Raw genomic sequence first — 19401 nt, 5'->3', positions numbered from 1 at the left:
CCATGACCCAACCCCTCTGGCAAAAAGCCGGCATCCAGATCGACGCGAAGATCATGCGGTTCCTCGCCGGCGACGACGTGCTGCTGGATCGCGAGTTCTTCCTGCACGACATCACCGCCAGCAAGGCGCACGTGGAAGGGCTGGCCAACATCGGCGTGGTCAGCACCGACGAAGCCGCCGCGCTGAAGCGCGAGCTGGATGCGCTGGCCGAAGATTTCACGAGCGGCGCCTTTGTGCTGGACGAGCGCTACGAGGACGGCCATTCGGCGATCGAGGCCCGCCTCACCGAACGCCTCGGCGACGCCGGCCGCCGCGTGCACACCGGGCGCAGCCGCAACGACCAGATCCTGGTCGCCACCCGGCTGTGGCTGAAGGACAAGCTGGCCGCGCTGGAGGCGCATTGCCGCGCGATCGCCGAGGCCTGCCTTGAGCGCGCGTCGCAAGAAGCCGTGCCGATGCCCGGCTACACCCACCTGCAGCGCGCGGTGGTCTCATCCACCGCGATGTGGTTCGCCGGCTTCGCCGAGGGCTTCATCGACAATGCGCTGCGCGCGCGCCAGACGATGACGCTGATCGACGCGAATCCGCTCGGCACCGCCGCCGGCTACGGCGTGAACATGAAGCTCGATCGCGAGCACACCACCCGGGCGCTCGGCTTCGCGCGCATGCAGATCTCGCCGATCTACGCCCAGCTGTCGCGCGGCAAGTTCGAGATGGCCGTGCTGGAGGCGATCGGCGGCGCGCTGCTCGACCTGCGCCGGCTGGCGTGGGACCTGTCGCTGTTCACCACCGCCGAATTCAACTTCGTACGGCTGCCGGCCGAGTACACCACCGGCAGCTCGATCATGCCGAACAAGCGCAACCCCGACGTGATCGAACTGCTGCGCGCCAGCTATGCCAGCGTGGCGGCCGCGCGCACCGAGATCGAGCAGCTGCTGTCGCTGCCGTCCGGCTACCAGCGCGACCTGCAGTTCTCCAAGGGTTCGCTGTTCCACGGCGTGCGCCACGGCCTGGGCGCACTGGAGCTGGTGCCCGACCTGCTGGCACGACTCGAGTGGAACGCGGGCGCCATGCGCGCTGCGATCGAGCCGGCGATGTACGCCACCGACGTGGCGATCGAACAGGCGGCCGCCGGCGTGCCGTTCCGCGATGCGTATCGCGCGGCGGCGGAAACCGCGGCATCGGCGGGGCAGGGGCGCACGCCCGAAGGCAGCCTCGCCGCGCGCGTCTCGCCGGGCGCCGGCAACGACTTGCGACTGGATGAATTGCGCGTTCGTCTGCGCGAACTCGACGGCTGAGAGGCCTCAGGGCATGGCGATGATCGACACGAAGAAAGTGCGCGACGTTTTGCCCGAACAGGTGTTGCCCAGCTGGCGCCGTGCCGTTCTCAAGGTCGGCAGCAACCTGCTCGCCGCCGATGGCGGCGGCCTCACCCCGCGCCATGCCGAGGCGCTGGCCGCCTTCATCGCCGCCAGCCACGCCGATGGCCGCGAGGTGGTGCTGGTGTCCTCCGGCGCGGTGGCGGCCGGGCGCGCGCTGCTGTGCCAGCATGCGCGCGGCAGCAGCGGCCTCGCCGCGCGGCAGGCGCTGGCCGCGCTGGGCCAGGCGCCGATGATCGCGCTGTGGCAATCGCTGTCCGCGCGGCCGGTGGCGCAGGTGCTGCTGACCCACGACGACCTGCGCAACCGCCGCCGCTACCTCAACGCGCGCGCCACCCTGCGCGAGCTGCTGCAGCTCGGCGTGCTGCCGGTGGTCAACGAGAACGACACCGTCTCGGTGGACGAACTGAAGCTCGGCGACAACGACAACCTCGCCGCCATCGTGGCCGCGCTGGTCGATGCCGACCTGCTGCTGATCGCCTCCGACGTCGATGCGCTGTACAGCGCCGACCCGCGGCGCGATCCCGCGGCCGTGCCGATCGCGCAGGTCGCCGCGCTGACCCCGGAGATCGTCGCCATGGCCGGCGACAGCGGCAGCGCGGCCGGCACCGGCGGCATGCGCACCAAGCTGCAGGCGGCGGCGAAGGCTGCCGCCGCCGGCATCCCCACGGCCTTGTTCAGCGGGCGCGAGGCGGCCACCGTGCAGGCGCTGCAACGCGGGCGACTGCGCGGTACGCTGATCGCCGCGGCTTCCACGCGATTGCAGGCGCGCAAATACTGGCTGCGCCACGCACCCGCCGCGCCGGGCCGCATCCGTATCGACGCCGGTGCGGTGAAGGCGCTGGCCGGCGGGCGCGTCTCGCTGCTGCCGGGTGGCGTGCTTGGCGCCGACGGCGAGTTCCACCGCGGCGACCTGGTGGAGATCGTCGACGCGGACGGCGCCGCCATCGCGCGCGGACTCAGCCAGTACGGTGCCGCCGAGGTGCGCCGGCTGGCCGGCCGGCACAGCCGCGAGATCGACGGCGTGCTCGGCTACAGCCACGGCGACGAGGTGGTGCACCGCGACGACCTCGTCGGCATGAACCGCCCGGTTGCGTCCGGGCAGGAGATCAGCGCATGAGCACGATCCGCGAACAGGCACTGGCTTGCCGCGACGCCGCCCGGGTCGTGGCGGCGCTGGGCAGCGAGGCGAAGCGCGCGCTGCTGCGCGACATGGCCGCAGCGCTGGAAGCGCAGTCCGCCGCGGTGCTGGCCGGCAACGCCGAGGACATGCGCCAGGCCGCGGCGAAAGGCGTGCAGGGCGCCATGCTCGACCGGCTGCGGCTGGACGAGGCGCGCGTGACCGGCATCGCCGGCGCGCTGCGCAAGGTGGCCGAGCTGCCCGATCCGGTCGGCGTGACGACCCGCCGCGAGACGCGGCCGAATGGCCTGTCGGTCGAGCGCGTGCGCATCCCGCTCGGCGTGATCGCGATGATCTACGAGGCGCGACCCAACGTCACCGCCGACGCCGCGGCGCTGTGCCTGATGGCCGGCAACGCGGTGATCCTGCGCGGCGGCTCCGAGGCGATCCATTCCAACCTCGCTATCGCCGCGGCATTGCACACCGCGCTGCGCGCGCACGGCGTGCCCGAGGCGGCGGTGACGGTGCTGCAGGATCTCGGCCGCGAGGCGATGGTCGAGCTGCTGCAACTCGTCGACATCGTCGACCTGGCCATCCCGCGCGGCGGCGAAGGCCTGATCCGCTTCGTCGCCGAACACGCGCGGGTGCCGGTGATCAAGCACTACAAGGGCGTCTGCCACCTGTACGTGGACCGCGCCGCCGACCTCGAGCTGGCGTTGAACCTGCTGATCGACGGCAAGACCTCGCGCCCCGGCGTGTGCAACGCGCTGGAGACGCTGCTGGTGCATCGCGATGTGGCCGATGCGTTCCTGCCACGCGCCACGCAGGCACTGCGTGAGCGCGGCGTCGAACTGCGCGGCGACGAACGCAGCCGCGCCCTGGTGCCCGACATGCACGCAGCCACGGAAGATGACTACGCCGCCGAGTTCCTCGACCTGATCCTCGCCGTGCGCGTGGTCGATAATCTCGACGACGCCATCGCCCACATCCGCCGCTACGGCTCCGACCACACCGAAGTCATCGCCACCGCCGACCAAGCCGCCGCGCGACGCTTCGTGCAGGCGATCCGCTCCGCCGTGGTGATGGTCAACGCCTCCTCGCGCTTCAGCGACGGCGGCGAACTGGGCCTCGGCGCCGAGATCGGCATCTCCACCACACGACTGCATGCCTACGGCCCGATGGGCGCCGAGGCGCTCACGGTGGAGCGCTTCGTGGTGCGCGGGGTGGGACAGGTGAGGCATCCGCCAAGCCGGGTCTGAGAGCCCGTTCAAGATTTCCAGGTACCCCGTGCCGGCATCGGTGCTGGCTCGAGTCGCTATCGTGTCGCCGGTGCGTGCGCGATTTCTTGCGCAATGCCCATGTCTTTGCATTCGTGAGCGCGGGCTACAATCCGACCCTGATACTCCTGAAGGCAGCAGTCGTCGATGACACGTGCAGACCAGGAACCCGCCGTGCGCTGCCGCGGCCTGACCAAACACTATGGTTCGGGCAACGAGCGCGTGGATGCGTTGCGCGGCGTTGACCTCGATGTGCGCATCGGGGAATTGCTGATGTTGGTGGGGCCGTCGGGATGCGGCAAGACCACCCTGATCTCGATCATCACGGCGATCCTCGACCAGGATGAGGGCACCTGCGAAGTGCTGGGCCGCGATATCGGCCGCATGACGGAGAGCGAGCGAACGCGCTTTCGCGGCGGGGCCGTCGGTTTCGTCTTCCAGGCCTTCAACCTGCTGCCTGCGCTCACCGCGGCGGAGAACGTGTCGGTACCCCTGCTGGTGTCGGGCGTAGCGCGTGAGGTAGCCGAGAAGCGTGCCAGGTCCGTGCTCGAAGAGGTCGGATTGGGAGCACGGGCCGACGCGCTGCCGCGCAAGCTCAGCGGCGGACAGCAGCAGCGCGTCGCCATCGGGCGTGCCCTGGTGCACGATCCGAAGCTGGTGGTGTGCGACGAGCCGACCAGCAACCTCGATGCGAAGACGGGACACGAGATGATGGACATTCTGCGCGGCGTGGCTCGTGCGTCCGGTCGGACGCTCATCGTGGTCACGCACGACAACCGGATCTTCAGTTACGCCGACCGCATCGCACGCATGGAGGACGGGCGGATCGTCGAGGTTGGGCGGCAGGGGGCGCCATCGTGATGACGCCGTTCGAGAAGCGGTTATACCTGCTGGCTGGCCTGGCGCTGGCAGGGGTGGTCATCGCCGTGGCGGTGGTCTTCCGCTCCGGCGATTCGGCCGAGGTGACGACCGCGGCGCCAGCAGTCGAGAAGGTGCCCTTTGACGACTACGTCGTCGGCACCGGCATCACCGAAACCGGCCTGGGCAATGTCTCGATCGGCACCGCGGTTCCCGGCGTGGTGAGCACGATCGACGTGAGGCCGGGCGACGAGGTGAAAGCGGGTGCCCCGCTCTTCAGCATCGATGACCGTGACCTGCAGGCGCGACTCGGCGTCGCCAAGGCCAATGTCCGGCTGGCCCAGGCGGCGCTGGCGAAGCCCGCGCACCGGCTGGATTACCTTACGCGCCTGCAGCACATCGACAAAGCCGCCCTCAGCGTCGAGGCGCTGACCAATGCGAAGGACGACATGGAGGCGGCCGCTTCGGCGGTGGAGACGGCTTCGGCGACCGAGCGGCAGATCGAGGTCGACATCGGGCGCGCAGTAGTCCATGCCCCCATCGCCGGACGCATCCTGCAGGTCAACGTGCGGGTAGGCGAGTTCGCGCCGGCGGGCGAGGTGGCCAAGCCACTGGTGCTGATCGGCGACGACAGGCGCATGTATCTGCGCGTGGACATCGACGAGAACGATGCCTGGCGCGTTCGTCCGCATACGCGGGCGCGCGCGTTCGTGCGCGGCAATCCCCAGCTGTCCATTCCGCTGCGCTTCGAATACATCGAGCCGTACGTCACCCCCAAGACCTCGCTGACGGGGCTGAGTACGGAGCGCACGGACGTCCGCGTGCTGCAGGTGATCTATAGCTTCGAGCGCGGCACACTGCCGGTGTACCTCGGACAGCAGATGGATGCCTTCATCGAGGTACCGGCCGCGCCGGGAAAACCGGCGGCCGGACAGCGCTGATGTTCCGCATCGCGCTGAAGATGCTGGCAGCGGATCGCGCGAAGTTCGTGGGGCTGCTGTTCGGGATCGCGTTCACCTCCTTCCTGGTCACCTTCGCCGCCTCGTATTTCTGCGGCTTCATGACCGATGGTTTCGCGCTGATCGCCGAAAACGGCGCCACCGACGTGTGGGTGATGGACCCGGCGGTCGAGTCGGTGGAGCAGACCGTCAACATGCCGGCATCCGCGCTGGACCGGGTGCGCAGCGTCCGGGGCGTCAGCCGCGCGGTGCCACTGGCGCTTGGCACCGCGGACGTGCGCTTCCCGAGCGGGCAGTTCCAGACCTTCCAGGTGATCGGCGTGGACGATGCGTCGCTGGCCGGCGCGCCGATAGTGCCCGGGCGGAATCTGGAGGAGCTGCGCGCACGCGATGCGGTGATCGTCGACGCGGGCGGTACGACCGGCAAGCTGGAGACCCCGGCGCTGGCGCGGGACCAGTGGCCGCATGACGGCGCGCACCTGGATGCGCCGACGCGCGAGCTGCGCGGCGGCGACGAACTGCTGGTCAACGAGCATCTGGTGCGCGTGCTGGGCCAATCCTCGGCCTTGCCGCGCTATCCGCCACGGCCACTGCTCTACACCACGCTGTCCAACGCGCTGCGCATCCTGCCGGTGGAACCGCATACGCTGACCTTCGTGATGGTGCGGGCTGCGGCAGGTGTCTCGCCGCGGGAGCTGGCAAGGCGCATCGAGCAGCGCACCGGCCTGCGCGCGCGCGCGACGGCCGACTTCAAGTCCGATACGGTCCGCTGGTTCCTGGTCAACTCCGAGGATGTCGGCGACATCGCGGCGATGCTGACGCTGGCGATGACCATGGGGTTCGGCGTCACCGGCGTCATGCTCTACATGTTCACCTACGAGCACCAGAGCCAGTACGCCGTGCTCAAGGCGCTGGGGACGCCGTCCGCAACGCTGATCGCGATGGTGCTGGCGCAGGCCGCGGCGTGTGCCTTGCTGGGGACCGGCATGGGCCTGGGATTGTGCGGCATTGCCGGCGAGGTCGTCGTCCGGTTGGGGTTCCCGTTCCGCATGCTGTGGTTCACCCCGCTGGCAGGCCTGCTGGGTGTCGTCCTGGTGAGCGTGGCGGCGGCCTTGATCAGCGTGCGTCCGGTGGTGAAGTTGCAGCCGGCGGTCGTGTTCGCCGGGCGGTAAGCTGGTGGTGATGGCATGTTCCGAGCCGCAGCCGATTCAGATGCTGCGGCTCCACCCCCGCACCGCCTCCGCAAACGCCAAACAATCCGCAAACCGGTTGTACAGCGGCGCGGGCGAAATGCGGATGACGTCGGGTTCGCGCCAGTCGCCGATGACGCCGTTTGCCATCAGGTATTCGAACAGGGCGCGGCCGCGTTCGCGGCCGCCGGTCACGCGGATCGACAGCTGTGCACCGCGGCGTTCGGGTTCGGTGGGGGTCACCACCTGCAGCACGTCGGCCCACTGCGTCTGCACCAGCCATTCCAGATAGCCGGTGAGCTGCAGCGATTTTTCGCGCAGGCGAGCCATGCCGGCGCGGCGGAAGATTTCCAGCGACACGCGCAGCGGGGCCAGCGCGAGGATCGGCGGGTTGGACAACTGCCAGCCATCCGCGCCGGGGGTGGGCACGAACTCCGGGCCCATCTGGAAGCGGGTGGTCTTGTCGTGGCCCCACCAGCCGGCGAAGCGCGGCAGCATGGCTTTCGCGTGACGCTCGTGCACGAACGCGCCGCCGACGGCACCGGGGCCGCTGTTGAGATACTTGTAGCTGCACCAGATGGCGAAGTCGGCGTCGCTGTCGTGCAGTTGCAGCGGCAGGTTGCCGACCGCGTGGGCGAGGTCGAAGCCGACCGTGCAGCCATGCCGGTGGCCGAGCTCGGTGATCGCCTTCAGGTCGAACGCCTGGCCGGTGCGGTACTGCACGCCGGGCAGCAGCACCAGCGCGATGCGCGAGCCGTGCTCGGCCAGCGCGCGTTCGATCGCCGACATCGAGGTGATCCCGTTCGGCTCATCCGCTTCCAGTTCGATCAGCGCATCGGCCGGGTCGAAGCCGTGGAAGCGGATCTGCGATTCCACCGCGTAGCGGTCGGTGGGGAAGGCACCGGCTTCGATCAGGATCGCCGGGCGTGCGGCGGTGGGGCGGTAAAAGCTCACCATCATCAGGTGCAGGTTCACGCCCAGCGTGTTCATCGCCACCACTTCGGACGGCTGCGCGCCGACCACGGCGGCGAGGTCGTCGCGCACGAACTCGTGGTAGTCCATCCATGGCAGGCGGCCCTTGAAGTGGCCTTCCACGCCCAGCTCGCCCCAGTAATCCAGTTCCGCGTTGACCGCCTCGCGCACCGCGCGCGGCTGCAGGCCCAGCGAGTTGCCGCAGAAGTACGTGCTGTCAGAGAGCCGGCTGTCGCGGCCTTCGTGCGGCGGGATCAGGAACTCGTCGCGGAACGCGCGCAACGGATCGGCGGCGTCCCGGGCGTTGGCCCAGTCGAGGGTGGCTTCGAAGCTTGCGGGCATCGGGTATCTCTTCGGAGTGTTGATCCCTCCCCTGCGAAGCAGGGGCGGGATCGGCACGGACTCACTTCAGTTGCGCGGCGATCGCGTCGCAGCCCTTGTCGAAGGCGGCCTTCCAGTCGGCGCCGGCCTGGGTCTGGCTGGGACGCACGCAGCGCAGCTGGATCGCGTGGCCGCTCTTGAACCAGTAGTGCTCGGTGTAGCTGAAGGCCGTGCCGTTTTCCTGTGCGGAGTAGACGTTGCTGTTCGGGCCGGGCGGCACCGCGGCGGCCTTGTAGCCGGGCAGCGCCATGGCCTTCGCGGTGGCTTCGCTGCGGTACTGGTTGAAGCCGTTGACGTCGGCCACCTGCTTCACCGTGACGGTGACGCGGGCGAGGCTGTTCTTGCCGGTGGGCGAGGGGTCGGGTACCTGGAACACACGGGCTTCGGGGTCGCCCTGGGTTTCCATGATGCCGAGCCAGTTGTCCGGCGTGCTGAAGTGGACGCTGCCGTCGGCCATGCTGACGTCGGCGGCACGCGCGCCACCGGCCAGCAGGACGGTGGCGAAGGCGATCGCGAGGGTGGTGCTGCGCAGAAGGCTCATGCGGGTTCCTTCGGGATGGGGTCGGGGACGAAGCGGTGGCGGGGCAGGCCCAGCCATTCCAGCGCGGTGCCGTGGAACAGCCTCGCGCGGTCGGCCTCGTCCAGGCCCAGTGCCTCGATGCCGCTGCCGGGTGCCTGCTCCCCCAGCGGGAAAGGATAGTCGGTGCCGAGCATCACCTGGCGGGCGCCCGTCACATCCAGCAGATAGCGCAGCGCCTGGTCGTCGTGCACGCAGGAGTCGAAGTAGAAACGCTTGAGGTACTCGCGCGGGTTGCGCGGGTTGTCGGTGGCGACCAGGTCCGGGCGCATGCGGAAGCCGTGCTCGATGCGGCCGATGGTGTACGGGAAGCTGCCACCGCCGTGGGCCAGCATCACGCGCAGCTTCGGCAGCCGCTCCAGCACGCCGCCGAAGACCAGGCAGCAGGCGGCGCGCGACTGTTCGGCCGGCATGCCGACCAGCCACGGCATCCAGTATTTCGGCATGCTGGCCATGCCCATCATGTCCCACGGGTGCACCAGCACCGCGGCGCCGAGGTCGGCGGCGGCCTCGAAGAACGGGAACAGCTCCGGCGCATCCAGGTTCCAGTCGCCGCAGTGCGAGCCGATCTGCACACCCTGCAGGCCCAGTTCGTCGATGCAGCGCTCCAGCTCGCGCACGGCCAGCTGCGGCGCCTGCAGCGGCACCGTGCCGATGCCGGCGTAGTGGCGCGGGTGGTCGCGGCAGATGCCGGCCATGTGCTCGTTCAGGTGGCGATGCAGCTCCAGCGCCTGGTGGCCGGGTGCCCAGTACGAGAACAGCACCGGCACGGTGGAGATCACCTGCACGTCGACGCCGAAGCGGGCGTAGTCGTCGATGCGCGTCTGCGGGTCGAACGCCGAATCCCACACTTCGCGGAAGAAGCGGCTGTCCTTGTAGATGCGGTGGCGCCCGTCGGTATGCGTCATCACCGGGAAGCGGTCGTCGCCGTACCTGGCTGCCAGGTTCGGCCAGTCGCGGGGCAGGATGTGCGCGTGGGTGTCGATCTTGAGCATCCGTGCAGTGTAAAACCTCCGCACGAAGGCGTCGCGTTGCGCCCGCACATGCTGCGGCGCGGCTTACGCCACCGGTGGCTCTGCGGCGGCAAGCTCCGACAGGCCGCGCTTCGTCACGTGGGCCAGCGTGTCGACGTTGTCGACCAGCCGGTCGCTGATCCGCGCCAGCAGCTCGAATGCGGTGCGGTCGCCGACGCCCTGCATCGAGGTGACCAGCTCGCGCTGCATGGCGCGCAGCTTGGGCAGGGCGCCCGGCGGCTGCCGCTCGCGCAGCGCCGTGGCGATGGCCTGCACGGCGTCGGCGTTGCGCTCGACGAAACGGCCGATGGCGTCCGCCGCCGGCAGCGCGGCGAGATCGCCGAGGGTGGCTTCCAGGGTCATCGCGGTGCGCGCCAGGCGATTGCCGTTGGCGAACAGCGCGCGGGCCAGCGCCAGCAATTCCGGCGGCGTGGCCGGCTCGGTGCGCATGCGGTCGATCGAGGCCTGCGCATTGGTGCGGGCGGTGCGCGCCGCGGTGCGGGTGTCGTTGCGGTTGCCGCCCCGGTCGGGTTGCGCCAGGGCGCGCAGGTAACTGGCGTAGGCGTCCAGCATCACCGCCAGCGCGGCGCGCGCGCGACCGCGTTCCCAGGTCGGCCAGGCCACGTAGGCGAGCAGCGCCATGCCGCAGCCGAGCGCGGTGTTGAGCACGCGGTCGGACACCGCCAGGCCGGGGTTGACGCCCTCGAACGACAGCAGGATCACCACGGTGCCGGTCAGTGCCGCCACCGCAATGCCGTAGTGCGCGCCGGCCAGGTAGCGAAACGCCATGCACAGCAGCGCCATCAGCGCCAGGTGCGCCCACGGTTCGTCCGGCGTGACGTGCAGCAGCACCGTGGTGAGCACCAGCCCCAGCACCGTGCCGAGCACGCGCAGCAGGCCGAAGTTGAAGGTGGCGGCGAAGTCCGGGCGCAGCACGATCGCCGCGGTCATCGGCAGCCAGTAGCCGTGCGGCAGCTGCAGCAGGCGCGAGATCCACAGCGCCGCGCTGAGGCAGACCGCCATGCGCACGGCGTGGCGGAACGCCACCGAGCGCGGGGTGAGGTTGGCGCGCAGGGTGGCCCAGGTGGAGCTGCTGCGGAGCGAATTGGGCAGCCGGGTTTCCGCTGCGCTGGCGCGCAGCTCGCCGCGGCTGCCGGCCCAGTCGGCGTTGCGCACCGCGGCGGCCAACTGGCCGGCCAGCGCATGGATGTGCGCGGTCAGGCCGTCGGCGTTGCCGCCGCCGTCGAGCAGGGCGCGCTCGCTGGCGCGCAGGGTCTGCAGCGCGCGGTCGGCCCGCTCGGGCGGGTCGCCCTGCTGCAGTGCCTCGGCGATCGCCGCCAGCACGCGCGCGGCGTCGTCGCGGAACATCGCGTGGATGGCCGGGTTGGCGTGCAGCTCGGCCATCGCGGTGAGCTCCAGCCGGATCCGCTCGGCCAGCTCCAGCAGCACGCCAAAGGCTTCCATCGCGCGGCCATGCGCGCGATGACGACCCAGCAAGGTGCGCTGCAGGCTGGTCATCGCCTCGGTCAACGCCGGCACTTCGGCATCGTCATGCGCCTGCTCGCGGGCCAGTGCGGCCAGCCCGGCGTACACCCGCGCCAGCTCGATGCGCTCGGGCCAGTAGCGCTGCAGCGGCCACGCCGCCAGCGAGAACGCGGTGAGCAGCACGCCGCCGGCGAAGATCAGCGCAGCGCCGCCGAGCGCATGGCTCGGCGACGTCGGCGTCGAGGCGGTGATCACCAGCAGGATCATGCTGGTCATGCCGACCCGCGCGGTATCCGCGCCGAACACCACCAGCATGCCGCCGAAGAAGCCGCAGGCGGCGGTGGCGAGCAGGATCGGCAGCAGCTGGCCGCCGATCAGGAAGCCCACCAGTGCGGCGAGGCCGGCCGCCAGCGACGCCAGCAGCAGTTGCCGCATGCGCTGGCGGTATGGCCCGGGCTGGTCGGAGAACATCGTGTCCAGCGCGCCGGCCGCCACGCCCAGGCCGATCTGCGGATGGCCGGTGGCCATGCCCACGGCCAGCGGCAGGATCACCGCCGCGGTATTGCGCAGCACCACGCGCAGCGGCACGTCCGGCCGCTTGATATCGGTCAGGCTCTCGATCGCATGGGCGCGTAGCGAATAACCGCTGGGTCGCATGGGGCAGGAAATGGGTGGAGAGGAGTGAGGGTCGAGTATGACAAAAGCACTCGTTTCTCACTCCTCTTCACGCACTCCCGCTCTCAGGCCCTGCCGGCGAACTCGCCGGTGAGCGTGTTCACCCACACCTTCTCGTCGTTGCTGATGTACTCGGGCACCTGGATCTCGATGCCGGTGTCGAGCTTGGCCGGCTTGGTGCGCTTGGTGGCACTGGAGCCCTTCATTTCCGGCGCGGTGTCGACCACGGTCAGCACCACGCTGGTGGGCACCTGCAGGCCCACCGGCACGTCGTCGATCAGCTGCACGTAGTAGCCCTCGACGCCCTCGACGATGTAGCCGGCGTTGTCGCCAACCAGTTCCGGCGACAGCGGGTACTGGGTGTAATCCTCGGCATCCATGAACACGAATGCGCCGTCGTCCATGTAGGAGAAGTTGGCGGCGCGGCGCACCAGGTCCATCTCGCGCAGCTCGTCGTCGGCGCGCAGGCTGAGGTCGAACTTGCGTCCGCCGGGGATCGAATACAGGGTGAAGCGGAAGGTGACGTTGCCGCCACGCGCGCTCGGCGAGCTGCGCTCGATGTCGCGTACCTGGTAGACGGTGCCGTCGTGCTCGACCACGTTGCCTTTCTTGACGTCGGAAGCTTTCATGGGGTTTTGGCCGGGAATAGGGAGTCGGAAATAGGGAATCGTAAAAGCGGTTCGTCGTGCCGGAGGGCGTCGAGACGGGGCGCGATTTTGCCTTTGCGATTCCCGATTCTCTATGCCCTGTTCCCGGCTATTTGGCTGCCAGCCGCACCGCGCCATCCAGCCGGATCGTCTCGCCGTTGATGTAGCGATTGACGAGGATGAAGGCCACGGTCTGCGCGAATTCCTCCGGCTTGCCCAGCCGTGAGGGGAATGGGATCGAGGCGGACAGCGACTGCTGCACGGCTTCGGGCATGCCGTCCACCATCGGGGTCCAGAAGATGCCCGGCGCGATGGTCGCCACGCGAATGCCGAAGCGCGACAGCTCGCGCGCCATCGGCAGGGTCATGCCGACCACGCCGCCCTTGGAGGCGGAGTAGGCGGCCTGGCCAATCTGGCCTTCGTAGGCGGCCACGCTGGCGGTGTTGACGATCACGCCGCGCTCGCCGTCCTCGCCGGCTTCGTTGTGCTGCATCAGCGCCGCGCCGGCCTTGGCCACGTTGAAGCTGCCGACCAGGTTCACCATCACCGTGCCGGAGAACGTGGCCAGCGGCATCGCGCCTTCCTTGCCCAGCACGCGGCCGGCACCGAGGATGCCGGCGCAGTTCATCACCACGTTGAGGCCGCCCATCGCGTGGTGGGCGGCGGCCACATTGGTGGCCACGCCGTCCTCGGAGGTGACGTCGGTGCGGAAGAAGCGCGCCGCGCCGCCCAGTTCCTTCGCGGCGGCCTGGCCCTTGTCCTCGTTGACGTCGAACAGCGCGACCCTGCCGCCGTTCGCCACCAGATGCTGCGCCACCGCGTGGCCGAGACCGGAGGCGCCGCCGGTGATGATTGCCTTGACCTGATCGAGCCGCATGGGGAATCCTTGGTAGCCAACGTCGAAAGGCCGCCATGGTAGCCGACCGGCGCGGGTTGCTGCAGGCTGAACGCGAAATCTGCCATGGCAGGGGATTCACGCCGCGTTGGGGCGGCGGCGGTCACTTTGGACCCGAACCACCGGGCAGTCCGGGTTCGTCCGGGCAGGCCTTTTTCCATCGAGGATGGGGAGCAACGCATGAAGAAGCTACTGAGTCTGTCTGCCGTTCTGGGTGCCATGCTGATGCTGGCCAGCGGCTCCGCGCTGGCCCAGGGCAACGGCCATGGCCGGGGCCATGGGCACGATCGCGATCGCTACGAACAGCAGGATGATGGCGATCGCGGATACAACGACGACGGCGATCGCTACGTGCGCTACGAAGACGACGACCAAGGCAACGGCCATGGTCGCGGCCACGCCTATGGCCATTACAAGAACTGGCACGATCGCGGCCGCCACGAGGGCTGGTACAAGCGTGGCGGCTACCTGCCGGAGGAATACCGCAGCACCCGCTACGTGGTGACCGACTGGCGCCAGTACGACCTGCGCGAACCGCCACGCGGCTACCGCTGGGTGCGCAGCGACAGTGGCGACTACCTGCTGGTGGCGATCGCCACCGGCGTGATCGTCGACCTGCTGCTCAACCACTAGGCGCCAGCCAGCGCCTCACCGGGACCGACGGCGTGCCTGCGACCCGCAGGCACGCCGTTTTCGTTGCGGCCGGTTCAGCCCAGCAGGGCGTGCAGCGCCGGCGTATCGGCGAGTGCCTGGAACGGCGTCACGGGTTGCGGCGGAGCGGCGGCCGGCTGAAGTTCCTTCTGCCACACGCCCACGTCCCACCATTGCCCCAGCTTGTAGCCGCACTGGCGCCAGACGCCGGCGGGGGCGAAACCCATCGCCTCGTGCATCGCCACGCTGGCCGCGCCGGGCAGGGTGATCACGCCGACCGCCTGGGTAATGCCCTGCAGCCGCATCACCTCCAGCAGCGCGCCGTACAGCCGGCGCGCGATGCCGCGGCGCTGCGCATCGTGGCGCACGTAGATCGAGGTCTCGGCGATCCAGTCGTAGGCGGCGCGCTCGCGGAAGCGCCCGGCATAGGCGTACGCCAGCACTTCGCCGGCGTCCTCCCACACCAGCCACGGGTAGTGTTGCAGGCGTGCGCGGAGGCGTTCGCGCATGGTCTCCACGCCGGGCAGCTCGGTCTCGAAGGTGGCCACGCCGGCGCTGACCGAAGGGGCGTAGATCGCATGGATGGCGGCGGCGTCTTCGTCGCGGGCGGTGCGGATCATGAACAGGCTCTCAGCATTTCTCGTACTTCCAGTGGCGCCGCTTGCCTTCGGCCAGCCACTCCAGGGTGGTGGCGAGGCGCTTCTGGTGGGTCGCTTCGGTTTTCGCCTCGGCGATCCAGTCGATGTACTCGCGTTGCGCGCCGGGTCCGAAGCCTGCCCAGGTCGTGCGCGCGGCGGCGTGTTTCTTCTGCGCGAGCAGGGCGGCCAGATCGTCCGGCAGTGCCGGTGCGGGTTTCGCGGCGGCCTTCGGGCGTGCCTTCTTCACGCCGGCCTCGTTCAGCGCCATCGCCTTCTTCAGGTGGGCGGCGAGTTGCCGGTCCGAGGGTAGGTCCTTCAACGAGGCGAGCTTGCCGAACTGGCCCATGCCGTCCTCGTCGCTGCCGCCGGTGACTTCCTTCGACAGCCAGAAACCGAAGCCGCAGTGCTGCTTGAACGCGGCCATCATGCACATCGGCGCGCCCTTGTAGCTGAAGAACGGCATGCTCCACTTCAGGCTTTCCTCCACCTCGGGGCAAGCCTCGTGCACCAGCGCGCGCAGGTGTTCCAGGATCGGGCGGGCGAACCCGGCGGATTTCGCGATATAGGCGTCGATGCGGGGAGCGTGGTTCGCCATCACCTCACCTCACAGCTCGCGGATGAAGTAGCGGTCGCAGCCGTGGTGACCGGTGCCGCCCATCGCGCTGCACAGGGCGGTGAAACCGCTGCGCTTGTACAGCGCCTGCGCCGCATCCATGCCGGTCAGCGTTTCCAGGTAGCAGCGCCTGAAGCCATGCGCGCGCGCCGCGTCGAGGCAGCGCTGCATCATCGCCGTGCCCGCGCCGATGCCGCGCGCCGTGGGCAGGAAGTACATCTTGCGCAGCTCGCACACGTCCGGCTCGCCGCCTTGCAGCGGCGCCACCCCGCCGGCGCCCACCACCATGCCGTCGCGCTCGACCACGAAATAGCTGCAGCGCGGTTGCGCGTAGGCCGCATGCATGTGGTCGACTTCCGGGTCGTGGATGGCGAAGCCGGGGCCGTCGGCGCCGAACTCGGGCATCACCGCGCGGATGATTGCGGCGACCGCGGCGTCGTCGCGCGGCTCGATGGGGCGAATGGTGTAGTCGTGGGTCATGGCAACGGCGCGGCGTCTGCGGTGTAGTGTTGGGTATTCTCGCACCGGAGTCACCCATGTTGATCTACGACGCGATCAGCCCCGCCCCGCGCTGCCTGCGCATGTTCGTGCTGGAGAAGGGCCTGCGCCTGCCGGCCGTGACGGTGGATGTGATGCGTGGCGAGAACCGCGAGCCGGCCTGGCTGGCGGTGAACCCCGCCGGGCAGACGCCGGCGCTGCGCCTCGACGACGGCAGCGTGCTGGCCGAGGCGGTGGCGATCGCCGAATTTCTGGAGGAACTGCACCCCGCGCCGGTGCTGATCGGCGCGACGCCGGAAGAGCGCGCGCTGACCCGCCAATGGTGGCGGCGGGTGGAGCTCAACGTCACCGAGTTCATCCACAACGCCTTCCACTACGCCGAGGGCCTGCCGCGCTTCACCCCGCGCATCCCGGTGGCGCCCGAGGCGGCGGCGGGCCTGAAGCGCATCGCGCAGGATCGCCTGGCCTGGCTCGATGGCCTGTTCGGCGCCGGGCCGTGGCTGTGCGGCGAGCGCTTCACGGCGGCGGACATCTGGCTCTACGTGTGGCTGGATTTCGGCGCCGGCGTGAACCAGCCGTTCGACCGCACCTTGCCGAAGGTTGGCCCGTGGTTCGCGCGGGTGGCGGCGCGGCCCAGCGCGGCGGCCAGCCGCGAACTGCTGGCCTCCGCATGAGCGCCGAACGCCGCCTGCCGGTGCGCAGCTCCATGGTGTCGGTGGTGGCGTTGCGCGGCGCGGGCGCGGCCACGCAGATGCTGGTGGCGCGACGGGTCGGCGCCTACCTCGACGGCGCGTGGAGTTACCTCGCCGGTCATGTCGAGGCGGGCGAGACGGGCTGGCAGGCCGCGTTGCGCGAACTGCGCGAGGAAACCGCGCTGGAGCCGGAAAGCTTCTGGGCCACCAGCTTCTGCGAGCAGGTCTATCTCGCTGCAACCGACGCCATCGAGATCGTGCCCGCCTTCGTGGCGCGCGTGGCCGAGGGAGCGCAGGTGCGCCTCAATGGCGAGCACTCGGCGTTCCGCTGGGTCACGCTGGGCGAGGCCGCCGCGCTGCTGCCGTTCGGCAGCCAGCGCGAGCTGCTGGCGCACGTGCGCCGCGAGTTCGTGGAGCGCGAGCCCTCGCCGTTCCTGCGTCTCGCGCATCGCTAGCTGGCGCCGCGACGAGGCGCTGCCGCCGTGTCAGCGCGGCGAATCTTCCCGCCCGCTGGCCGGGCGCAGGTAGACGCCGCCGTCCTTCATCACGAACACCGGCTTTTCCAGGGCGTCGATCTGCGCGCTCGGGTCGCCGGCGAAGGCGGCAAGGTCGGCGCGCAGGCCGGGCGCGATGCGGCCGAACGCGGCCTGCTGGCGCAGGATCTTCGCCGCCACGTCGGTGGCCGCGTGCAGCGCCTGCGCCGACGTCATGCCGGCGGCCACCATCGCGGCCGGCTCGCGCCAGTTCTCGCCGTGCGTGAACACGCCCACGTCGCTGCCGTTGCCGATGGTCACGCCCAGCTTCAGCGCGGTGCGGAACGCGCGGGCGGCTTCCTGCATGCGCGGCGTGGGCGGGTCGCGGCCGGGCACGTAGTGGTGGAAGTACTGCTCGGTGGAAGCGACCGCGGTTAGCGTGGGCTCATAGGCGATGCCCTTCTGCCTGAGCAGCTTGAACGTCCCCGCACTGGCGCCGTAGCCGTGCTCGATGCTGTCCGCGCCGGCCTCGGCCGCCATGCACACGCCGGCGTCGCTGGCTGCGTGCACGGCGACCGGGCGGCCGAGCTGGTGCGCGGTGTCGACCAGCGCCTTCAGCTCCGCCGGCGTGAAGGTGGGCGCGGTGGCGCCATCGGGGCCGACGCGGTAGTCGCCGTAGAGCTTGATCCAGTCGGCGCCGCGCGCGGCCTGCTCGCGCACCGCGGCCATCGCCTGGTCGATGCCGCTGACTTCCTGCGCGCCGCCGGGCAGGTCGAGGTCCGGGCGGAAGCCGCGCGGGCCGGGGCCGTAGCTGGCGGTGGCGACGATCGCGCGGGTGGCCACGAACAGCCGCGGGCCGGGGATCAGGCCTTCGTCGATCGCCCGCTGCACCGACACGTCGGCGTAGCCGGCACCCTCGGTGCCGAGATCGCGCAGGGTGGTGAAGCCGGCGAGCAGGGTGGCCTTCGCGTGGGCGGCGGCCTCCAGCGTGCGGTAGTCCTGCGGCTCGGTGAGCACCTGGTCGTTCCACAGCGTCTCGTTGTACGGGTGCAGGAACAGGTGCGAGTGGAGGTCGATCAAGCCAGGGGTGAGCGTGGCGCCGGGCAGTTCGATGCGTTGCGCGCCGGCCGGTGTCTGGATGCTCGCACGAGGGCCGACCGCGGCAATCGCGCCATCGTGCACCAGCACCGCCCAGCCCACGTGCGCGGCGTCGCCGTCGGCAGTCCACACGCGTTCGGGCAACAGCAGCCAGTCGCCCTTCGGCGTGGCCGCTAGCGTAGGCAGGGAGCACAGCAGGAGCAGCAGGACCGCTGCCGTTTGCCACCAGGTCGTCAGGCTTGCGCGCATCGCTTCGTCCGGTCAGCCGAAGGGCCGATGATAGCGAGCTTTCAGCCCGCGGCAGTGCGCGCGCGGGTGACCCGGCTGGCGGTGTCCTTGTGCAGCTGCGCGGCGAGCCAGGCACCGGTGGCGACCAGCAGGTCGAGGTCGATGCCGGTCTGCATGCCCATGCCGTGCAGCATGTAGACCACGTCCTCGCTGGCCACGTTGCCGGTGGCGCCCTTCGCGTAGGGGCAGCCGCCAGTGCCGGAGACCGCGCTGTCGATCACGCGCACGCCTTCCTCCAGGCAGGCCAGGATGTTCGCCAGCGCCTGGCCGTAGGTGTCGTGGAAGTGCACCGCCAGCGCGGCGATCGGTACCTCCTGCGCCACCGCGCGCAGCATCGCGCGCGCCCTGGTCGGGGTACCCACGCCGATGGTGTCGCCCAGCGAGATCTGGTGGCAGCCCAGCTCGTGCATGCGTCGCGCCACGCGCACCACGTCAACGACCGGCACCTCGCCCTGGTACGGGCAGCCGAGCACGGTGGAGACGTAGCCGCGTACTTTCACGTCGTCGGCCCGGGCCTGTTCCATCACCGGGATGAAGCGCTCGATCGACTCGTCGATCGAGGCGTTGATGTTCCGGCGGTTGAACGCTTCCGACGCGGCGGTGAACACGGCGATGTGGGTGGCCCCCACTTCACGCGCGCGCTGGTAACCCTGCAGGTTCGGCACCAGCACCGGGTAGCTCACCCCCGGCAGCTTGCGGATGCCGGCGTATACCTCGGCCGCGTCGGCCAGCTGCGGCACCCATGCCGGACTGACGAAGCTGGTGGCCTCGATGGTCTGCAGGCCCGTCGACGAGAGCCGGTCGATCAGCGCGATCTTCACCGCAGCCGGCAGCAGGGTCTTCTCGTTCTGCAGGCCGTCGCGGGCGCCGACTTCGACGATGCGGACGTGGTTGGAGGCGTTCATGGGGTGACTCCGAAGAAGGGTCGTCCTCCCGGCGGAAGCCGGAAGCGCTCAACGGCGGCGAAGCCGGTGATCCAGTGCCGGTGTCGCCGTGCGAACTCACTGGATTCCAGCTTTCGC

20 protein-coding genes are annotated in these 19401 nt (G+C 70.0%); 9 read left to right on the top strand and 11 right to left on the bottom strand.

Annotation, left to right across the window (positions count from 1 at the left end):
• Positions 1 to 2 precede the first annotated feature (2 nt).
• The 6 genes from argH (at position 3) to RHOOR92_RS0106125 (ending at position 6765) form a co-directional block, all read left to right on the top strand.
• Positions 3 to 1298 carry an argininosuccinate lyase gene (argH, locus tag RHOOR92_RS0106150; RefSeq protein ID WP_027484810.1) on the top strand — a complete coding sequence of 432 codons (1296 nt, stop codon included), beginning with the start codon at positions 3 to 5 and terminating at the stop codon, positions 1296 to 1298.
• A gap of 13 nt (positions 1299 to 1311) precedes the next feature.
• Positions 1312 to 2499, top strand: coding sequence for a glutamate 5-kinase (proB, locus tag RHOOR92_RS0106145; RefSeq protein ID WP_051281156.1), 1188 nt, complete (start codon positions 1312 to 1314; stop codon positions 2497 to 2499).
• On the top strand, positions 2496 to 3758 hold the full coding sequence (locus RHOOR92_RS0106140) for a glutamate-5-semialdehyde dehydrogenase (protein WP_027484812.1): 1263 nt from the start codon (positions 2496 to 2498) through the stop codon (positions 3756 to 3758). The genes proB and RHOOR92_RS0106140 overlap by 4 nt, the downstream gene beginning before the upstream one ends.
• 165 nt (positions 3759 to 3923) lie before the next feature.
• Positions 3924 to 4637, top strand: coding sequence for an ABC transporter ATP-binding protein (locus tag RHOOR92_RS0106135; protein WP_015447228.1), 714 nt, complete (start codon positions 3924 to 3926; stop codon positions 4635 to 4637).
• A complete protein-coding gene (locus RHOOR92_RS0106130) occupies positions 4637 to 5575 on the top strand; it encodes an efflux RND transporter periplasmic adaptor subunit (RefSeq protein ID WP_007510581.1) in 939 nt (312 codons plus the stop codon). The genes RHOOR92_RS0106135 and RHOOR92_RS0106130 overlap by 1 nt, the downstream gene beginning before the upstream one ends.
• The gene (locus tag RHOOR92_RS0106125) at positions 5575 to 6765 is read left to right on the top strand and encodes an ABC transporter permease (RefSeq protein ID WP_027489868.1); all 1191 of its coding nucleotides are present in this window, start codon (positions 5575 to 5577) and stop codon (positions 6763 to 6765) included. Before RHOOR92_RS0106130 ends, RHOOR92_RS0106125 begins: the two co-directional genes overlap by 1 nt.
• 36 nt (positions 6766 to 6801) lie before the next feature.
• On the opposite strand, the gene kynU is transcribed toward RHOOR92_RS0106125, so the two are convergent.
• The 6 genes from kynU to RHOOR92_RS0106095 form a co-directional block, all read right to left on the bottom strand.
• Positions 6802 to 8097, bottom strand: a complete 1296-nt coding sequence (kynU, locus tag RHOOR92_RS0106120) for a kynureninase (RefSeq protein ID WP_027489867.1) — start codon at positions 8095 to 8097, stop codon at positions 6802 to 6804.
• Positions 8098 to 8158: 61 nt separating this feature from the next.
• Positions 8159 to 8677 (bottom strand): hypothetical protein, encoded by a 519-nt coding sequence (locus RHOOR92_RS0106115; protein WP_015447231.1) that lies wholly within the window; start codon positions 8675 to 8677, stop codon positions 8159 to 8161.
• Positions 8674 to 9708, bottom strand: a complete 1035-nt coding sequence (locus RHOOR92_RS0106110; protein ID WP_007510589.1) for an amidohydrolase family protein — start codon at positions 9706 to 9708, stop codon at positions 8674 to 8676. The genes RHOOR92_RS0106115 and RHOOR92_RS0106110 overlap by 4 nt, the downstream gene beginning before the upstream one ends.
• Positions 9709 to 9771: 63 nt before the next feature.
• On the bottom strand, positions 9772 to 11868 hold the full coding sequence (locus RHOOR92_RS0106105; protein WP_027489866.1) for an FUSC family protein: 2097 nt from the start codon (positions 11866 to 11868) through the stop codon (positions 9772 to 9774).
• A gap of 83 nt (positions 11869 to 11951) precedes the next feature.
• Positions 11952 to 12515 carry an elongation factor P-like protein YeiP gene (yeiP, locus tag RHOOR92_RS0106100; RefSeq protein ID WP_007510594.1) on the bottom strand — a complete coding sequence of 188 codons (564 nt, stop codon included), beginning with the start codon at positions 12513 to 12515 and terminating at the stop codon, positions 11952 to 11954.
• Positions 12516 to 12642: 127 nt separating this feature from the next.
• Complete coding sequence (locus tag RHOOR92_RS0106095) at positions 12643 to 13410, bottom strand: SDR family NAD(P)-dependent oxidoreductase (protein WP_007510597.1); 768 nt, start codon at positions 13408 to 13410, stop codon at positions 12643 to 12645.
• A 198-nt stretch (positions 13411 to 13608) separates the two neighbouring features.
• Between RHOOR92_RS0106095 and RHOOR92_RS0106090 the strand changes: the two genes are divergently transcribed.
• The gene (locus RHOOR92_RS0106090) at positions 13609 to 14061 is read left to right on the top strand and encodes an RcnB family protein (protein WP_007510599.1); all 453 of its coding nucleotides are present in this window, start codon (positions 13609 to 13611) and stop codon (positions 14059 to 14061) included.
• Between the two features lie 74 nt (positions 14062 to 14135).
• Here RHOOR92_RS0106090 and RHOOR92_RS0106085 read toward each other — a convergent pair whose 3' ends face one another.
• From RHOOR92_RS0106085 to RHOOR92_RS0106075, 3 genes are read right to left on the bottom strand one after another with little or no spacing between them, the layout of a single operon-like run.
• Complete coding sequence (locus RHOOR92_RS0106085; RefSeq protein ID WP_027484815.1) at positions 14136 to 14699, bottom strand: GNAT family N-acetyltransferase; 564 nt, start codon at positions 14697 to 14699, stop codon at positions 14136 to 14138.
• A gap of 10 nt (positions 14700 to 14709) precedes the next feature.
• A complete protein-coding gene (locus RHOOR92_RS0106080; protein WP_027484816.1) occupies positions 14710 to 15312 on the bottom strand; it encodes a YdeI/OmpD-associated family protein in 603 nt (200 codons plus the stop codon).
• Positions 15313 to 15321: 9 nt separating this feature from the next.
• Positions 15322 to 15855 carry a GNAT family N-acetyltransferase gene (locus RHOOR92_RS0106075; RefSeq protein WP_255325543.1) on the bottom strand — a complete coding sequence of 178 codons (534 nt, stop codon included), beginning with the start codon at positions 15853 to 15855 and terminating at the stop codon, positions 15322 to 15324.
• An 11-nt stretch (positions 15856 to 15866) separates the two neighbouring features.
• Here RHOOR92_RS0106075 and RHOOR92_RS0106070 point away from each other — a divergent pair, with 11 nt between their 5' ends.
• Positions 15867 to 16502 carry a glutathione S-transferase family protein gene (locus tag RHOOR92_RS0106070; RefSeq protein WP_015447238.1) on the top strand — a complete coding sequence of 212 codons (636 nt, stop codon included), beginning with the start codon at positions 15867 to 15869 and terminating at the stop codon, positions 16500 to 16502.
• Positions 16499 to 16975, top strand: a complete 477-nt coding sequence (locus tag RHOOR92_RS0106065; protein ID WP_015447239.1) for an NUDIX domain-containing protein — start codon at positions 16499 to 16501, stop codon at positions 16973 to 16975. Before RHOOR92_RS0106070 ends, RHOOR92_RS0106065 begins: the two co-directional genes overlap by 4 nt.
• Before the next feature lie 30 nt (positions 16976 to 17005).
• Here RHOOR92_RS0106065 and RHOOR92_RS0106060 read toward each other — a convergent pair whose 3' ends face one another.
• Together RHOOR92_RS0106060 and RHOOR92_RS0106055 are read right to left on the bottom strand one after the other, a co-directional pair.
• Positions 17006 to 18340 carry an amidohydrolase family protein gene (locus tag RHOOR92_RS0106060; RefSeq protein ID WP_027489865.1) on the bottom strand — a complete coding sequence of 445 codons (1335 nt, stop codon included), beginning with the start codon at positions 18338 to 18340 and terminating at the stop codon, positions 17006 to 17008.
• A 41-nt stretch (positions 18341 to 18381) separates the two neighbouring features.
• The gene (locus RHOOR92_RS0106055) at positions 18382 to 19284 is read right to left on the bottom strand and encodes a hydroxymethylglutaryl-CoA lyase (protein ID WP_007510614.1); all 903 of its coding nucleotides are present in this window, start codon (positions 19282 to 19284) and stop codon (positions 18382 to 18384) included.
• Between the last annotated feature and the right edge of the window lie 117 nt (positions 19285 to 19401).

Source organism: Rhodanobacter sp. OR92, from assembly GCF_000427545.1.
GTDB classification, from domain to species: Bacteria; Pseudomonadota; Gammaproteobacteria; order Xanthomonadales; family Rhodanobacteraceae; genus Rhodanobacter; species Rhodanobacter denitrificans.
Note: the sequence above shows the minus strand (reverse complement) of the source record. Positions and strands in the feature narration are given on the sequence as shown.

What these genes read in the sequence shown, in the direction of transcription:
- argH (WP_027484810.1), top strand. Translation starts at nt 3, where the DNA reads ATGACCCAACCCCTCTGGCAAAAAGCCGGCATCCAGATCGACGCGAAG.
- proB (WP_051281156.1), top strand. Translation starts at nt 1,312, where the DNA reads ATGGCGATGATCGACACGAAGAAAGTGCGCGACGTTTTGCCCGAACAG.
- RHOOR92_RS0106140 (WP_027484812.1), top strand. Translation starts at nt 2,496, where the DNA reads ATGAGCACGATCCGCGAACAGGCACTGGCTTGCCGCGACGCCGCCCGG.
- RHOOR92_RS0106135 (WP_015447228.1), top strand. Translation starts at nt 3,924, where the DNA reads ATGACACGTGCAGACCAGGAACCCGCCGTGCGCTGCCGCGGCCTGACC.
- RHOOR92_RS0106130 (WP_007510581.1), top strand. Translation starts at nt 4,637, where the DNA reads ATGACGCCGTTCGAGAAGCGGTTATACCTGCTGGCTGGCCTGGCGCTG.
- RHOOR92_RS0106125 (WP_027489868.1), top strand. Translation starts at nt 5,575, where the DNA reads ATGTTCCGCATCGCGCTGAAGATGCTGGCAGCGGATCGCGCGAAGTTC.
- kynU (WP_027489867.1), bottom strand. Translation starts at nt 8,097, where the DNA reads ATGCCCGCAAGCTTCGAAGCCACCCTCGACTGGGCCAACGCCCGGGAC.
- RHOOR92_RS0106115 (WP_015447231.1), bottom strand. Translation starts at nt 8,677, where the DNA reads ATGAGCCTTCTGCGCAGCACCACCCTCGCGATCGCCTTCGCCACCGTC.
- RHOOR92_RS0106110 (WP_007510589.1), bottom strand. Translation starts at nt 9,708, where the DNA reads ATGCTCAAGATCGACACCCACGCGCACATCCTGCCCCGCGACTGGCCG.
- RHOOR92_RS0106105 (WP_027489866.1), bottom strand. Translation starts at nt 11,868, where the DNA reads ATGCGACCCAGCGGTTATTCGCTACGCGCCCATGCGATCGAGAGCCTG.
- yeiP (WP_007510594.1), bottom strand. Translation starts at nt 12,515, where the DNA reads ATGAAAGCTTCCGACGTCAAGAAAGGCAACGTGGTCGAGCACGACGGC.
- RHOOR92_RS0106095 (WP_007510597.1), bottom strand. Translation starts at nt 13,410, where the DNA reads ATGCGGCTCGATCAGGTCAAGGCAATCATCACCGGCGGCGCCTCCGGT.
- RHOOR92_RS0106090 (WP_007510599.1), top strand. Translation starts at nt 13,609, where the DNA reads ATGAAGAAGCTACTGAGTCTGTCTGCCGTTCTGGGTGCCATGCTGATG.
- RHOOR92_RS0106085 (WP_027484815.1), bottom strand. Translation starts at nt 14,699, where the DNA reads ATGATCCGCACCGCCCGCGACGAAGACGCCGCCGCCATCCATGCGATC.
- RHOOR92_RS0106080 (WP_027484816.1), bottom strand. Translation starts at nt 15,312, where the DNA reads ATGGCGAACCACGCTCCCCGCATCGACGCCTATATCGCGAAATCCGCC.
- RHOOR92_RS0106070 (WP_015447238.1), top strand. Translation starts at nt 15,867, where the DNA reads ATGTTGATCTACGACGCGATCAGCCCCGCCCCGCGCTGCCTGCGCATG.
- RHOOR92_RS0106065 (WP_015447239.1), top strand. Translation starts at nt 16,499, where the DNA reads ATGAGCGCCGAACGCCGCCTGCCGGTGCGCAGCTCCATGGTGTCGGTG.
- RHOOR92_RS0106060 (WP_027489865.1), bottom strand. Translation starts at nt 18,340, where the DNA reads ATGCGCGCAAGCCTGACGACCTGGTGGCAAACGGCAGCGGTCCTGCTG.
- RHOOR92_RS0106055 (WP_007510614.1), bottom strand. Translation starts at nt 19,284, where the DNA reads ATGAACGCCTCCAACCACGTCCGCATCGTCGAAGTCGGCGCCCGCGAC.